General features: G+C 47.2%; 15 protein-coding genes. 2 read left to right on the top strand and 13 right to left on the bottom strand.

The annotated features are described in order from the left end of the window. Window positions 1-39 precede the first annotated feature (39 nt). The 4 genes from SPE70_RS17420 to SPE70_RS17405 form a co-directional block, all read right to left on the bottom strand. Entirely contained in the window at window positions 40-1689 is a 1650-nt protein-coding gene (locus SPE70_RS17420; RefSeq protein ID WP_324726391.1) for an ADP-ribosylglycohydrolase family protein, read from the bottom strand. Next, window positions 1679-2329: a DarT ssDNA thymidine ADP-ribosyltransferase family protein gene (locus tag SPE70_RS17415; RefSeq protein ID WP_324726390.1), complete on the bottom strand. Its 651-nt coding sequence runs from the start codon at window positions 2327-2329 to the stop codon at window positions 1679-1681. Before SPE70_RS17415 ends, SPE70_RS17420 begins: the two co-directional genes overlap by 11 nt. Beyond that, the gene (locus SPE70_RS17410) at window positions 2326-3762 is read right to left on the bottom strand and encodes a 3'-5' exonuclease (protein WP_324726389.1); all 1437 of its coding nucleotides are present in this window, start codon (window positions 3760-3762) and stop codon (window positions 2326-2328) included. The genes SPE70_RS17415 and SPE70_RS17410 overlap by 4 nt, the downstream gene beginning before the upstream one ends. Before the next feature lie 128 nt (window positions 3763-3890). Beyond that, entirely contained in the window at window positions 3891-4685 is a 795-nt protein-coding gene (locus SPE70_RS17405) for a TIGR02391 family protein (RefSeq protein WP_324726388.1), read from the bottom strand. 434 nt (window positions 4686-5119) lie between these two features. Here SPE70_RS17405 and SPE70_RS17400 point away from each other — a divergent pair, with 434 nt between their 5' ends. Continuing rightward, window positions 5120-6067 carry an ArdC family protein gene (locus SPE70_RS17400; RefSeq protein ID WP_324726387.1) on the top strand — a complete coding sequence of 316 codons (948 nt, stop codon included), beginning with the start codon at window positions 5120-5122 and terminating at the stop codon, window positions 6065-6067. Between the two features lie 195 nt (window positions 6068-6262). Here the strand turns inward: SPE70_RS17400 and mobC are convergent, their stop codons facing one another. From mobC to virB11, 6 genes are all read right to left on the bottom strand, one after another. Further along, window positions 6263-7009, bottom strand: coding sequence for a MobC family replication-relaxation protein (gene mobC / locus SPE70_RS17395; protein ID WP_324726386.1), 747 nt, complete (start codon window positions 7007-7009; stop codon window positions 6263-6265). 9 nt (window positions 7010-7018) lie between these two features. After that, window positions 7019-8878 carry a type IV secretory system conjugative DNA transfer family protein gene (locus SPE70_RS17390; protein WP_324726385.1) on the bottom strand — a complete coding sequence of 620 codons (1860 nt, stop codon included), beginning with the start codon at window positions 8876-8878 and terminating at the stop codon, window positions 7019-7021. Window positions 8879-9589: 711 nt separating this feature from the next. After that, the gene (locus SPE70_RS17385; RefSeq protein WP_324726384.1) at window positions 9590-9895 is read right to left on the bottom strand and encodes a dpoa decarboxylase; all 306 of its coding nucleotides are present in this window, start codon (window positions 9893-9895) and stop codon (window positions 9590-9592) included. A 49-nt stretch (window positions 9896-9944) separates the two neighbouring features. Next, a complete protein-coding gene (locus tag SPE70_RS17380) occupies window positions 9945-10247 on the bottom strand; it encodes a TrbM/KikA/MpfK family conjugal transfer protein (protein ID WP_324726383.1) in 303 nt (100 codons plus the stop codon). A 47-nt stretch (window positions 10248-10294) separates the two neighbouring features. Next, the gene (locus SPE70_RS17375; RefSeq protein WP_324726382.1) at window positions 10295-10693 is read right to left on the bottom strand and encodes a cag pathogenicity island Cag12 family protein; all 399 of its coding nucleotides are present in this window, start codon (window positions 10691-10693) and stop codon (window positions 10295-10297) included. Next, entirely contained in the window at window positions 10690-11709 is a 1020-nt protein-coding gene (gene virB11 / locus SPE70_RS17370; RefSeq protein ID WP_324726381.1) for a P-type DNA transfer ATPase VirB11, read from the bottom strand. The genes SPE70_RS17375 and virB11 overlap by 4 nt, the downstream gene beginning before the upstream one ends. A 37-nt stretch (window positions 11710-11746) precedes the next feature. Between virB11 and SPE70_RS17365 the strand changes: the two genes are divergently transcribed. Continuing rightward, the gene (locus SPE70_RS17365) at window positions 11747-12754 is read left to right on the top strand and encodes a hypothetical protein (protein ID WP_324726380.1); all 1008 of its coding nucleotides are present in this window, start codon (window positions 11747-11749) and stop codon (window positions 12752-12754) included. Window positions 12755-13063: 309 nt separating this feature from the next. On the opposite strand, the gene virB10 is transcribed toward SPE70_RS17365, so the two are convergent. Genes virB10 through SPE70_RS17350 form a run of 3 tightly spaced genes read right to left on the bottom strand, consistent with a single transcriptional unit; the run spans window position 13064 to window position 15889 of the window. After that, on the bottom strand, window positions 13064-14281 hold the full coding sequence (virB10, locus tag SPE70_RS17360) for a VirB10/TraB/TrbI family type IV secretion system protein (protein WP_324726379.1): 1218 nt from the start codon (window positions 14279-14281) through the stop codon (window positions 13064-13066). A gap of 19 nt (window positions 14282-14300) precedes the next feature. Then, window positions 14301-15206, bottom strand: coding sequence for a P-type conjugative transfer protein VirB9 (gene virB9 / locus SPE70_RS17355; protein ID WP_324726378.1), 906 nt, complete (start codon window positions 15204-15206; stop codon window positions 14301-14303). Beyond that, a complete protein-coding gene (locus tag SPE70_RS17350; RefSeq protein ID WP_324726377.1) occupies window positions 15206-15889 on the bottom strand; it encodes a VirB8 family type IV secretion system protein in 684 nt (227 codons plus the stop codon). Before SPE70_RS17350 ends, virB9 begins: the two co-directional genes overlap by 1 nt. Between the last annotated feature and the right edge of the window lie 152 nt (window positions 15890-16041).

The raw sequence follows: 16041 nt of genomic DNA, 5'->3' as shown, positions 1-16041 counted from the left end.
TGAGACATCTAATTTTATTAAATGCCTCATGTTTAAAACTCAATTATTTTTTCTCTTGCGAGAAATAATTGCTTTTGCAATTATGGCTGAATATGCAATGGCACCATTAACACCCATAACATCTGAAATATATAACAAATGACTTCCGATTAAATTCTCGTTAAAGTTGTGTTTGATTGCTTCCGTAGTTAATTTATCAAGGTCTGGTTCATTTTTTAAGGTTAAGTTTTCCTCAACAATGTTTTTTGATTGATTTCGATAATCAACTGGTATTTCAATCTGCTTTTGTTTTGGCAAAGCAGAATCAAACTTTTTATTTTCAGGGGCGTGAGTTTTAGAATTTAAATTCTTTAACGTTGAAGTGTTACGACGCTTAAGCAAAAATGATTGATTAAACTCAGATATCATCCATTGATAAAAATATTGGTAAGTATCCGTGCTGTTACTTCTGAATTCTTCTGATATTGGCCTTATTTCGCCAAAAGGTGGAAGCACAATTTTTCCATCCTGCATACCAACAAAATCTAATGAAGAAGTAGGAGCATTCCATTCCGATGTGTCGGGGAATGCAAAGCTATTACACTCTTTGCCTTGAGAGAGAGCATATAATCTCTCTGCATCATAAATTAGATATGATTGATCCTGTAATTCTTGAGGTGGTCGTGTTTCTTCTATGTATCCTCTTAACGCACCAACCATAGTGGCAATTGAGTCGGTATCTGTGCCAAGTTCATTAACAATATCAAGCATTAATGAAGATAAATTATTCGTCTTTAAATATGATGCAGCCAGTGCTGCAATTGAAGTTAATGTGCCACTTCCTCTTGTTTTTTTATCTTTTAAGTTAAGAACTTTTACTAAAGAGCTATATGATTTATTTTCTGCCGTTTTCCACTTTTCGACAACATCAAGAAGGTGTACTAATTCTTGGTGTACTTCATCATAGGATTCTTCAAGGTTTGTAGATGTTTGGGATTCAAAAAAAGGAACCCAGGCAGTATTGAGATTAATGTCGCTATATATTTTTTTCGGAATTTCATTAATCCATTTAAGTAAAAGTCGAGCATCTGAAATTGATGGTATATCTTTGTTTGTCATAATATGACTTAAGCACAAAGCATGAAAAACAGCGCCAGCAATGGCTCTAGGATGCCCATGTGTTGTAAGCGAGTTTTTTATTATATCAAGAAGGAATGATTCAACTCTTTCTGGTGTTCGACTTGCCCAAACATGAGGCTGGATACGCATTGCTGCACCATTACCTCCAGAGTATACATAATTTGTTTTCTTTGATTGATAAAAGTTGTTATACCAGGTGACGGTTTTTTTTCCGAGAGATTCAGCTGCCAGCTTTGAAGATATACCGGCCCCTAAAGCATAAGAAGACCAAACAGGGAGCTCTATTTTTGAAAATGCATTTACGTCAAAATAATTATTATGGTTAATTGCTCGCGACGTCGATAACCGCAGTTGGGTATCATCTGAGTAAGCACCAGAAGGTATTGATATTAAAGGTCCATACACGCCGCCAACTTGTCTTCTCCATTCAACTAAGCCAGACAAATGGTCTTGACCGGTTCTTTTGACCAGCATATTGCGGTCTGCCAGTTCAGAGATGAACCCCAGAGCATCCCCATAAGCAGCCCAAAGACTTGAGTTAACAGTGTTTTCTATTTTGTTAATTGTCATTGATATCATCTCTAAACTTGTTGGGACAAACTTCTACATCCAAGACTAAACCTAACACAGCCAATTGTGCCATGATACTGGCTTTATCCTCAAAGTTTGATACATAAACCTTTACCAGATGCTCTAAAGTTAGTCTTCCAGGGTACAAAATTTCAGCTTGCTCACAGGTTGTCCACGAAGGTAAATGTGATGAACCTCTGGAAATTACTTTCTGGTACTTACCAACAATAGGGTCGCGAAACATCCTTTCGAAACACTCAATACCTTCCCCTCTAAGACAGGATGGATAAATGTTGTTTGTGGTTGTAAAGTAAACGCCTGAATCCATGATGATTTCTGGTGAAAAAGATAATATTACCCAATAGATATCAGAATATTGGTGAACGTTTTGCGAGTGCTCAAAGAACTCAAAATTTAATTTTGTTACTGATAGGTTTATATAATTTAACCACTTTGAATCTCGCTCTCTTCTTTTCAGGGAATTCTGTTGAAAAATAAAAGCTAAAGTATCTTCTTCTTTTAATTTGGAATTAGGCAGTACAGCTCCAGTCCTCAGGACTCCTAAAAGCCCTTGATTTGTTGTGAAATGAAGTATCTCATTAATTCCTTTCGACTTTATTGACGCCTCAAATTCGTTCATAGTATTACCTTCTGGAACGTATTAGTGTCCAAATGATCGATGAAAAATGGCCTCGTATTGAAGCGATATCCTAGGATAATACTTACCTTAGCCCTCGTAATTCCCATTGAAATTAGTTTGATTATAGATGAGTAATCAGAATCTTGGCTATCCGCAAAACTAAAAGAAAAATGGTTCTCCTCAAGCCCAAGAATAAAAACGTGATCAAACTCTAGTCCTTTAGCTGAGTGAATAGTCGACAAGGCTATGTTCGTTTCGTTCGGCGGCCAAGAGCTTTCACCTGATATTTCAACGAATGGCAGATTTTGTTTTCTAAGTGAATCTTTTATTCCTCCCACTCGCTCAAACCATCCGCCACCTTTGGCATGTAAAAATCCAACGGTTTCCTGAGCTAAATCTACTTTCTTTAATATGTAATCAATTACAAAATCTAACTGCTGATTAAACCTCCCCTCTAAGACAAGTGGGACAGGACCATGTCTCTTAATTGCATCAAGTATTGGAAGTGTTCCATCATCGTCTATTGCAATGGCTGCATTTTCGATTAACCTACTTGCAAAAGTAGCTATTTCGACTGTGTTTCTATAATTAAACTCTAATCGAGCATATCGAGTGTTAGTAATGTCAATACCAGCTTCTTTCCAGGTGAATCCTCGTTTGTATATTTTTTGATTGCTGTCAAGGATAATTGTGGTGAAGTTGATGTCAGATAATTGATTGGTTATTGCTTTAAGTTGGTTGGCTGAAAAATCTTGGGCTTCATCAATAATGGCTATGTGAATATTGTCTATTTTATTTTTTGTAAATAAAGTTGCAATATCGTTCCAGTCCAGAATTTTATCGACTTCCTTTGATCTAATATAAGGGTAAACGACTTCATCAAGAATCCTCCTTCGTAGTGGTTTTTCCACCCTGGGCATAGTACCGCGGCCAGTACGCTCTATCTCAAGGTAATCTTCTAAATCTTCCTCATTTAATCGTCCTAAAAGATATTCTACTTCATCTATCAAAAATTGATTACTCAAGGGAATTAAATGACCAATACGACTGATCCGATTTGCTTGGGCTTGAAAACTTAAAATTCTTGGGTGACCATCAATCCTGTTGTACATATATTTGGATAATGTCAACACTTCAATGTTTAATCGGCTATGGTTTTCGGGAGCAGATAGCAAAGTTTCGCTTATTACTAGGTCATTAATATAGGCTGAAAGTGTTTTATTAAAGGTGAAAATTTTAATGTTAATTTTTTCATTTATACCAAGTCTAGCGAACTCTTCTAAAAAATATCCTATAGATAGCTTCATCATTAAAATAGAAGTGGTGGTTTTACCGCTGCCTGCTGCACCACGAATGATTAACGTGCCAGGTCTGGGCCTTACCATCAACTTCAATTGTTCATCAGTAGGTTTGACAGATTGTAGAGTTTTCATTACCAGTGCATCCTTACGCAACCATGTTTTAGTAAATCAATTAAAATTATACTAGTTTGTATGGTTTATTTTTCACCTTTAATCAATAGACTAAACAATATAATCATTGGACTGGGTGAATAATAGTATTATGCTTTGATGATATGGGCTTTATCCAGTTTACGATGCAACATGGAAAGTAGGGTAATGTAGTCTGCCGCATCTTCTTCTCCCTGCCAAAGGATTTTTGGTTCATGGGCTGTTGGGTTTCTAATCGCAGAAAATGCTCCTTTGAGGAGCAGAGCAAACCCTTTGTGCTCAGAGCGTTCGCTTTCAGTTCGAAGAGGATTTATCCAGACTAAGGGGCTACTCTCGGCAAAGCATTTCTCGACAAGCGCTACTCCATCAAGAGGTAGCCCAGTCATATCACGTAGACGCTGTGCGATACTTTTTGCCGCTTCGAAGACCGCATGAAAGTAATTCTCCATCATTAGCTCTTCTTGACAATATTTAAGTACTTCTGGATGAATATCTCGCCCTTGAAGATGCTTGAAAAGAGTGTCAACTCTCAATTTTGACTCATTAATTGTCTTTGCTGCATTAACAAGTCTGAAATTCCCATCATCACCGATTTGTAGACCATCAAATATTAGCACTTTATTAAGTATCTGTCTGGCAGACTCAAAACGAGCTTGGTTATTAGTGTGGCGAGCGGGTGACATTATAAGCATAATAAAAGCAGCAACATTGTTACCACACCTATCAGTTTGCTGCCGAGCCATCAAACTGATATAGATCCGTCGCCATTTAGTTGAATGCCCAGATGTATCCTGAATCCCTCTAGATATGAAAAACTGATCTAACTGACTACCACTGACAAGCTCTCCAAGTTCTCGGGCAATGGATTCAAAGTGATCGGGATTAAATATCGGAAATGATGCCATAGAACTAGTCCGCCCAAAGAGCCATACCTATCTGTTATATGATGCTCGAAATTGCAACTAAATGGAATAGTGACATAACTTATTTTTCTATCTCATCACTATGAACTTACCCAACGATAGGGGACACGCAACCTAGTAAATGAGCTTTTGGGATGAGGTCGGATAAACTGCCAACTCAGGTCTGAGCTATTCAACTACCATCCCCTTTCTACGCCGCGGAGCAAGGGGGGCTACGTCCGGCTCTGCAGGGGCAGTTTTTCTCCCGTGTGCTTTCCGTTCTCCATATCTGCTTCCGGCTAATCGTTTCCCAACACAACCCGTCCCGCAAGGGTGAATGACACGCATGCTGCGCCCTTGCGGGCCAGAACGCTGCCGGGAAAGCGAACCGTCAGGCGATACGAAGACGAAAATCACACACTGACGGAGAAAAAACCATGACCATTTCCCTGAATACCACCCGGACAAGAGCCCCTAACACCGCAGCGGCGACCAGCGTATCCCCGCTGGAACAGTCAGGCTCCTCAAAAACGAAATTTTCTAAAACCAGAAAGAATATTTATCAGACCGTTACAGACAACATCATTGCAGCACTTGAAGGTGGTGTAAAACCGTGGTCCTGCCCGTGGCAGCGTGTATCAGGCATGTCTGGATTGCCATCTAATTACGCCACCGGCGTATCCTACAGTGGCATGAATATCATGTTGCTGTGGAGCAGTGCATCAAAACAGGGGTTCAGCGATTCACGCTGGTTGACATACAAACAGGCACAGGCGGCAGGTGGACAGGTTCGCACGCGTGAACGTGGCACAACAGCCATTTTCTATACCACCCTGAAGAAGGAAAACGACGCCGGAGGCATTGACCGTATCCCGATGCTGAAAACGTTTACCGTGTTTAACGTTCAACAAATCGACGGTTTGCCTCTGATAACTGACACCGTCAGCCCGGAAGTGACATTTGACCCGTTACCGCAGGCTGAAAATCTGTTCAGGAAGAGCGGCGCAAACATCATCGAGAAAGGACAAAATGCCTTTTTCCGACCCTCAACTGATGAAGTCTGGCTACCGGAGCGCTATCTGTTTTCAAATGCAGCTAATTTCTACGCTACCGGCCTGCATGAGCTGGTTCACTGGAGTGGGGATAAAAAACGCCTGAACCGTGAAATGAAAGGGAAGTTTGGCAGTGCGGATTATGCAGAGGAAGAACTGGTGGCGGAGCTGGGAAGTGCCTTTCTGATGGCGGATCTGGGGATTGAGGGTGAGGTACAACATGAAAGCTATATTGCTTTCTGGCTGAAAGCGCTTAAAAACGACAAGCGTTATATTTTCAAAGCAGCCAGCGCTGCCTCTAAAGCGCACCGCTACCTGATGGATAAACTCTGAGATCTGAACCGGACAACCGCAAGGGAATGCGGTTACATGGTTTTTAACCGACAACGCTGCAAGGCACAGGCTGAGGCGGAACGCAGCACCGCGAGTACCGAACAGTCTGCGTCTCGCAGTGGAATAAAAAAATCGTCCGGCCTGGTGGTATCGTCACCAGGCCGGTGAGGCCATCTCGGTGGCCTGAGTAAAAGCTTACGTATATCTGCCTAATGACAGGTGTTTCAGTTCATCAAAGGTATAAATGAGAAACACCCGGCGGTGGCGCTCTTCCAGCGGGACGTGCTGATGGTTGATGATGACATGCCTGATGCTGTCAAACAGCAGTTCAAGTGCCCGTTTTTTCTGTGGGTCAGGCATGACATAAAAAACATAAATCCAGTGCTTGCGTGTACGGGCCAGCAGGTGGCTGGCGATAATAGACTGGTAACGGGCTCTGGTTTTCAGGCGGCGCTCGGTTTCAATGGCAATAACGTTACCGTCGGGCAGCGTCAGTAATCCGTCCGGGCGATGTTTTACCTGATACTGGCTGAGAAAGTTGGCCTGGTCGCCGTTAATCCATCCCGAAGCGCCTTTCTTCTCCAGAATAAGCCTGGCGGCCTGATTATCAAGATGGTGCTCCAGCGTCCAGCCGGTGATTTTTGATGGTTCAAACCGCGCAGGAAAGATTTTATCATTCGGGCTTAACACCACCGCCAGCCCGTCGCTGGTGATCCCCCATAATGAAATCTTCATTGTCCGTGATTCAAGCACATGCTTATGGATTAACCCCATTCGCTCCGTTTTTGCCAGCAGCGAATAAAGCGACTTATGATCCCGGAAACCAAATAACTGCATCAGCGTTTTAAAATCACTGTAGGTTTCTTCTTTCAGGAAGTTCAGCAGTTGTTTTATTTTTTCGATGTTACGCGTCTGGCGCTCGTTAAATGACGAAATCAGCATAAACGCTCCTTAAAAATCCAGCGGGGATAGGTATTCTTCATCATCAGGTTTCGGCTTTGCCGGTTTTACTTCGCTTTCGTCGAAGAAAAGAGCCGGGTGCGTTGTCATCACATCCGGCATGGCTGATTTATCATCCTCGCCAAAATCCAGCATGACCTTCACCGGGGCTGCCGCTGCGGTAATATCAGAGGAAACTGAAAAGATTTTTAGCTGACGCTTTCTGACCTTTATCGGCGAGATCAGTGAGGCAGAAGGTAGCATTTTTGTCGTAAAGATAAAGCTGACAAAATCGGGCAGGTTCAGGATCATATTGCTGTCAATAAAGAAACGTTCGGCCTGGCGGATTGTGCGCTCACTGTCGATGGTTTCCGTCAGCATATTATCCGTCTTGGCCTTACGGAGTTCGTCATCCACCAGGATCGTGCCTGACATTCTCGCCACCCAGTCCGCTGTATCCGGGTCCATAACCCGGTAAACCAGTTTGAATTTGGCATTTTCAACGACCGCACCGACAACGGCGTCACCTTTCAAATCTGCCGGGCAGTCTTTTAAATCGGCAATGGACTGGTGGTCCATAATAATATGAACGCCTTTATCCCGCGCCGCACCTAAACCTTCCAGCGCTGGCCTGGATAAATGGTATTTCAGTTCGGAAAGATAAATAGCAATGGGGCGGGGGACGTCTGTTACACGGTCGCGACTTTCTGCTAACTGGTACAGGCGAACCAGTAACATGCGCTGGGCGGTAATAATTTTGCTGTTTCGCATGGAGCCGATAACATAACAACAGCCGCCTTCATCAAACATTTGTTTAAGTGAAAAGCCTTCCGGTGAATTAATGGTATGTAATAATGCCAGCTCTTCAATCTTACCGAAAAAAGCTTTGATTTTTTCGGCAATGCTCTGAACGTAGTCACCGTTATAAACGTCACGGAGAGTTGCCGATGGGTTATCACTGACAAATTGCGCGGCCATACGCGCGGCTTTTCGGTCATCAATACGATAGAAGTCTGATTCCTGTCCTTTTTCCGCTAGGCTGAACCCTGCAACAAACAGTTCTTCCAGTTCATCTGGCGTGATATCTTCAATCAGGTTTAACTGGTATTGTTGTTTCCGCAGGTCAATTAAGGCAAAAGGCTTGCCAGCATCCTCGCAGGCTTTGCGGTAAAGGTGGGGTGCCCATTCATCATCCTTGGGGTCCATAACAAACACACCTTCACCGGCCAGAATACTTTGGTAAAGCAATATCCCGGTGGCAACCCCTTTACCGGCTCCGGTGGTGCCGATAATATCCGCGTGCTGTTTCTGCCAGTCTTTTAACGGGAGATACATTGGTTCGTTCTCCCTGCCCATGCCGATAAATAGCCCTTTACTCAGGTCGATATAATGCAGCGGGTCATAATGCAGTGTTTCCGGCAGCAGGGATTTTACGGTGCGGACATCAGTACGTAATTCCCGTTCAAGGGTGGTCTTTTTAACAAGGCGTTTCTTCATCCTGTCCAGTTCCGGCGTGAGTACCCGGCGAAGCATAATATGAAAAATAATCCCAGTTACAGTGAATGCAATCCGTACTGACCAGGCCAGTACCGTATTATCACCGGTGAATCTGATTTTAAAGAACCACTGAAAGAATCCGATAATTACCGGAGCCATCGTGCCGAAGAGAAAACACAGCAGGGAAAAAGTGATAATCAATTTTTTCCATAACGGGGCATTTTGCCGTTCATCCCTTTTCATCGACGCAAAAAACGGCATTGTCAGCCCTGCTAATAATGCCAGCATCAGTTGCTGCTGTTGCATAAAAGTGAGCAGCGCCAGCATCCCGTTCACTATCGGCGACAGTGAAGCGGCAAGCTTATTTAACATCATGGTGTCTCCTTCGTCAGCCATTCGCCCCACGACATCGCCCCATCAATTCGCCCCACGGTATCGGGCGAAAAGGCGGGGCGAGCGTATGGGGTAAAGAAGGTGGCCGCTGTACGGCCATATGCAGGAAAGCGTGCTTCCCTGCACGAAACGGCGTGCGCCAGTACATGCGGGCTGGACGTCCTTATTGCCTGCCGCATGGGGGTAGTGTCGTGGCTGGACGCCGCGTCAAAACCCCTAAGGGTCAAAGGCGGCACACCGTCGCACGCTACGCGCGACCAACCCCTTTAAGACGCGCGTTTCGCCTGTTTTTTCTCGCAAGCTCTAAAAAACGGGAACGCTGCTTTAAAGGGGTTGGTCGCGCCTGATCGGTAATATTCCCCGCTGGGGCGGAAAATATGACCTGGCTTGACGGTGTGCGGGGCAAGCCCCCCAAATAAACCGCTGTCGTGGGCGACAGCTTTTCGCTCGCTGGGGCGGCGAAATTTATTCGGCTCCCCCCGGCCTGCTCAATTCGCTTTGGGCGAATGTTCGCAGGTGGGCGCAGTGCCTGAAAATTAGCAATTTCTGCGAAACTGAATTTTCTGTCCGCGCTCCACGTGTTTATTTTCCGGCTTAACAATTTCTCCGAAATTGAAGCCAAAAATAAGCACGCCTGAAACCCGCCGTCTGTCAGTCTGTGGCGTCATTCGATACATTATCAATGTTTGTGATTCACATCTGTTCGCGGGCTATTTCAGCCCGGCATTCCTGTTCCGCGTTTAATGCCGCATGGTACGTTTCATCATCGATTTTCATTCCCTGACTTTCAGCATACCGCCTGAGCTTCTCTGCGTCCGATTCATTAAGCTGTGACAGATGATGTCGCAATAAACCGATAAATCGGCTCTCATATATCTCGTAGTAAAGTCCGCATCCTTGATGTGCTTTTTTTGACAGAGAATCATAGATACACGTGACAGATATTCTGTCGTGATGCGTTGAGTGAATGTTGGAAATAAACAGGTCTTCTTTATCCACTTTTGTTTCTCCATGCAGGGAAATACATTAAGATAACGGCAGTGTTGTATTAGCCTCTGACCCTGCCAAACCTGGACAGGATTTTATTCACTGCCTCCGGGTCAGCACTGGCACATTCACCCAAGAAAGCTTTTCTGGTATTGAGCGTGTGATTGGGTAAAAAACCGTGTTTATTCTTTTTAATGATATTGAAGAAAGCACGCTCCGCAGAACGACATTCACTTCCTCCATTGTTTCCGGTTGCCTTACCGTACATACAAAGCACAACTTCGCACGGGTCGGCAGCGAAAGAATAAACAGGCGTCCCGGCAGCAATGCACAGTACTGCTGCCGCAATAGCGGAATATTTCATGATGGATACCTTACCGTAAGATTAATTTCAGGATGTGAGGGGAGGATTTAATGTGAGAAATAAATGCGGGTGTCGTTGCATGTCAGGCAGTCAGAGACCGGCTGATATTCAATAACGCCTTTTGCGCCATACCGACGCAACCAGTTTTTTGCAGTAAAGAATTCTGCGCCTGATGGTGCAGCAACAACAATACGCGCAGAGTGGGCGACCGCGTAAAATACTGCGGGCATCCAGCGTGTCTCATTAAAATTCCGTGCGTGAATGGATAATAACCATTTATCTTTAACCACCGGTGAAGGAATGATAACCGGGTTGTCTCGCCATTGCGGTAAACCGGTATTGACTGACTGGCCCGGTTTATCCCATTCAACAGGCATCGGTGACGGGGGTGAAGAACAGCCGGAAAGTACCAGCGAAAATAGCAGCATATTGATGCGCTTCATCATGCTTTCATCTCCTCAAAAAAGGCACTGCGGTGCAGTGGCCGGAAATAAATATCATTCATCCGGCGCACATTACCGTCCAGGTCGATACTCACGATAACGTCCAGACTGTCCAGTACCTTGCGTAACATAAAGGTGTAAGGGAGTCGGGCGCATTGCGGGTTTTCATAACAGCGGGTAATAAACCCGTCTACCGCTTCCATTGCCGAACCGGCATGGATAGAGGTCATGCTGCCTTCATGGCCTGAACCGGTTATCTTGAGAAAATCCCAGGCCTCACCGCCGCGTACTTCGGTTAACAGTATGCGGTCGGGATTCATGCGGTAATTCCAGCGCAGCAGGCTGGTGGGCGTCACAATTGACCCTTTTTCATCTGCCGATTCCGACGGATAAAAAAGGTGGACGTAGTTTTTATGCATAAATAAGGTGATTTCCGGATTATCTTCAATGGTCGTAATACGCAGGTGGCAGGGGATATAACCAATCAGCATCTTCATATAGGTGGTTTTACCGGTGCTGGTTTCCCCGGCCACCGCAATGGTTTTACCGTATTCCACACATTTCTCCATAAAGCGCGGAATGTCCTTCGCGTTATATAAGGCCAGTAATTCCTGATCGTGCGTCTGCGTTTTTTCCGTGCCCGTCACCCGGTTATAAAACCCGGCGGCGATATAGTCCTGATGCGGGATTTGCACCTGTGAGGGTTTACGCAGGGTAATGGACACCGTGTTACGTTCGCAGGCCGGGGGCACTATAACCTGACAACGTTCGCCGGATTCCAGCGTGGCTGATAGCCCCGGCTTGATATCTTCGATATTGTCGCCGTGATGCTTCGCCAGGCATCTGGCAAAGTTGTAGCAGCCCTCATAATCCAGCGGAACGGTGTGCTGTTCCCAAATGCCGTTAATTTTGGTGAAAAGCTCACCCGGACGATTAACGGCGATCTCCGTCAGTCCGGTAAGCGCCAGAAAATCGCCAAAAAATCGCTGCTTATAGCGGTCGAGAGAGATGTTTTTCATGTGATATCCTTGAATCGGATAAATGTGTGGAGGGAGCATGTCGAAGACGAAGGTACTGTTCGCTTATTGCCATGAACTGGGGCGCTGCTTGTCCATTGATGAAGCGCGAACGGAATTTTTCTCCAGAAAGCCGGAAGAAAGAAAGCGGTTCACTTTTTCCTGTAGCGATCGCAACTGTAATGTCACCATCAGTGGCGTTAACTATCACGTCAAAGCTGAAGATGGTGAAAAATTCAAGGCTGCACACTTCCGTTCACCCCATCCTCACAAGTTCGGATGTGAATGGGTCGAGTTCACCGAAGATGCCGATCAGGACAGACGTCCGGACGAATCAGAAGCTGATTTCACGGAAAGAAAAGCAAAGCAAAAGCTGACGGACTATATCAACTGCTTTGATCCTTCAATTGATGATCCTGATGGCGAGCCAGCCGATCCCGTTAAGCTTGCTACTCCTGCACATGTAAAAAAAACTGACGGGGATGATGATAAGCCTGGTACAGATGAAGAGCCCCGCTGGAGTCGCTATACGCGAACTAACCAGCTTCAGCGACTTATCGACACATGGCAGGAAGCGAAAGAAACGCTGCCTCAGGATGAGTTCAGGGCGTTGAGACTCAGGATCATGCACCACAGTCAGGTCTATCTTCATGAATATATAACGCATATTCAGCGAGGATTGACTAACCCGTACGCGGGTGTCATCTATGGCGGTGGGACCCTGATGCATCGGTATGGGCGGGGTTTTCTTATTAATTTCTTTGATAAACATGAGGGTAAACCTGTTCGCCTGTACGTCAGTAAAGATCTGATGGCGAAAGGCCGGTTTGGTCATTATATCGATGAAATTCTGGACACAGAAAACGTCAGATATTTCCGTGTATTTCTGCTCAATCCGGTTGTTTCTGAACGGGAAAACAGCACAGGAAAAAGCGTTATCAACCTTGAAATATCAAAGCTGCGCCAACTGGCGATTTATTACGAGCTGAACTCCAGCAAGGAAGATGATTCTCCATCAACGGAGAAGGATGGGGATAGTCCGGCATAGCGGGCTAATGTCGTCACAAGAATGATAATATCGGTGACGTCAGGCAGCGATATCTGCTTATGTGTCAGCCGGATATCGTCCGAGGTAAAAGGTGCTACGTCCAGAGAACCTTCACCGATGGTGAGGCAGAACGGTTGTCCTTCTCGTGAGTCAATCATGAGCTCTGTCAATGCGTCCCCGGCACGATAACATGTCATGACTATTCTCCTGATCCCGCGAAGGTGTGACATTATGTCGTTGACTACGGCATTGTTGTAATCGTCCCTTACGATGACGTCTGTCGCGGTGACGCCAAACAGAAATTTTCGATTATTCACTCTTCATCCTCAGCGTATAGATGCCGGAAAAATCAATATCCTGCCCAGTGATCAGATTGATGATCTCACCCTGATTTTTGTAGAGAGTTGGTGGGATATTGATGCTGTTTTCCAGCGTGGTTCGCGCCATATCCGCCATCGCCTGACGGCTGTTTTCTGTATAGTCCGTATTACGATCTTTCTGACCGGCGCTGTTGGATGCCCATGCCCCAATATCAGGGATCATACCAACCAGTAATGCGCCGCCGAATCGTTCCCTGAAATGCGTGTCGATCCAGCCATCAACTCCAGCCTCGCCGAGCCCTCCGGCAGCGCGGGTATCGACCAGCGGAATATCAAGATAAGGGGGCTGGCGGGTACGCAGCTTTGTGATGATGAGAAAGGCGCGTCCCTGTCCGTGCGTCATTCCGGTTTCTGCACCCGTCTGGTAAATGCCCGTGGCGGTGGTCCCTTTTTCAATCAGCTTCGTATTACCGCTGGCACTCCAGATATCGTCGGCGATCGTGCAGCGGATTTTCCCCGCCCGATCCGAGACAAAGCGGTAATCCAGTGAACAGGGAATAGCGGTATTTTCCGGGACGTACAGGTCCGGGTTGTAAGGAATACGCCGGACTGCTGCCGGGGAGGGTTCCGACGGTGGCGACGTGGTGTCTGGTTGTTGTCTGGCAGAGGCTGCCTGTGTCATCTCCTGCTGCCTGGTCCGGACCGGGTTTTGAGCCGCAGCGGCTGAACCATCACGCCGAACCAAAAAATGGGCTTTATCAAGTTGAGACGGCATCTCAGGCTCCGGGGCTGTCGTCATGCGCGGGTTGTTTTCTGCCGGTTCGGATGCTTCGGCCCCGGTATCTTGCGTACCCAGATCGGTACGCTGCCGGTAATCGCTGCGGTTCGGCTGTGGCGTAGCATCCTGCCGCTTCTCTTCACCGGGTTGCCAGAGTAGATTGCGATATACCCAGTTGCCCGCCCATGCCAGCGCAATCAGCGCAACGGCGGCGATCGCCAGAAACGCGGTGGCTTTCCCACGCCTGCGCTTTTTCAGTTTATTGACGGCGGGTTGTAGCGGGTCGTTCTCTTCATCGTCCTGCGCGGTGAGAAGCGCCGTTTCCCGCCTTGCTCGGGCCTCGCGCTCCAGCGTGGCAATATCATCATCTCGTTGTGCCTGAGAAGGCACCGAGCCATCAGGCTCCGGATGCGGGTGTTCATCGTTCATCAGCATGACTCCTCAGTTGTCAGTGGGTTGCGGGCTTTTCCACTCGTTCGACATGCGGTGAAACCGTGGCACCATCAGCGGTCTGGACTCTGCCGAAACCGCGATTTTCCAGGCCGACTACGGCGTTACCGGAACGCAGGATCAGACGGGGCGTGACCTCCTGAATGACCAATACGGTGAAGTTGCCTTTTCTGCGGATACTGCTGTTAACCACATGCTCGTGGCCGTTCAGCGCTTTTGTCACGGAGGGAATAGATTTGGCTGGAGAGAAGCCCACGAACGTAAAACGGCCATCGTCATACGCGAAATCTGGAACGATACGGGTGCTGTCACGCCCCGGATATTTGAGGTAGTCCCAGTTGCGTGGCGTCTGCGCGGCATTCAGGGCCTGCTGAATATCAGCCTGGTGCTGTTTTTGCTCCCGCTCCCGCATTCTGGCCGCTGTCTCACGACTGGCCTTTTCCTGTGCTTCACCCGGATAACGGTAACTCACCTGGAAAGCGGGCTGCTGCGGTGACTTATCATCGATGACGTTCAGCTCGACGTTGTACAGCCGACGGGTGGTGACGATCAGCATGTTGGTATGCCAGTCCTGGCTGTTAGGGGGGATCACCACCTGCGTGGTGTTACCGTCCGCGCCGGACGCGCCCTGAACGAGCGCCACCGGGCGGACGTTGACTCGGTTGGCGTCCGGTGTGGCTTCCCACGCTTCTTCAAAACCGGGTCTGGCACTGATAACCGCTTCGTCGCTGTCAAAGACCAGCGTGGTCATGAAGCCGGGCCGGGTGTTGACGACAGTAACGTTCAGTGGGTTATAGACAACCTGCTGAACGCGGGCATCATAGCGGCTGGACTGCGGGATGGCCGCGCACCATGCCGTCCTATACATCATCAACGTGAGCATGATAAGGATGATGTTTTTCATTATTCACCTCCCCGGATTTCACGGTCTGCCTGCCAGCTGGTCACGGTAAAACCGAACGGGTTAATCTCCCGCTCCGTATCGCCCATTTCTTTGCCGGGGTCGGAGTGAAATGTCAGACGGGCATCCCAGTATTCGGTGCGGGTGTTGTTGTCTGCGAGGCGGCGGATGGTCTTTTTGTAACGGAGGGTGGCAACTTTATCGGGATCCGTGCCTGAGGTGATCTGGTTTGACAGAATGTCGATTTGCACGGTATGAGCCGCGTTCTGCCAGACCTTGTCCGGGGCATCTTTTCCGGCATACAGCGCCAGGTAGTCATCGTTAACCTGAGGACTGTTATAAATCTGTACTGTTGCATAATCGTCCTGCAGGGAAGGGTACACGTACCGTTCACGCAGCCTGACGTAACTGGACGTCATCGCCTTCTGATAAGCGACCTCTGCCGTCAGACTGGTTTTCGACACACGGGTGATGTGCTCCACCCGCCCGGTATGATTATCCACGGTGTACAGTTCCACGACCGTTTGTTTCAGCGGCAACATCAGCACCAACGCGATAAGCGCCAGTACGGCGATGAGCAGGCCTGCACCACCTACCATAAACCCGGCTTTCGTGGCACGTTTGTCCCGCTCAATCATCTGCTGCTCAAAGGTGCGCGAATCCGCAATGAGGGTCTGTTCACTCATGACTGTTTAACTCCGCCATTATCTGAGGGGTGTTCACCGGGATGCCATGACTATCAAAGGCAGGGGGACGGGGGGACTGCGCGCATCCGAAAAGCGAGCACAGCAAAACCAGCGCAATCAAGCGTTTCATGGGGTGTTTCCTTAGTGAGATG

It is taken from the genome of Klebsiella sp. ZJOU C1, assembly GCF_035620215.1.
Taxonomy (GTDB): domain Bacteria; phylum Pseudomonadota; class Gammaproteobacteria; order Enterobacterales; family Enterobacteriaceae; genus Klebsiella; species Klebsiella variicola.
This window is presented reverse-complemented; position numbering and strand designations above follow the sequence as displayed.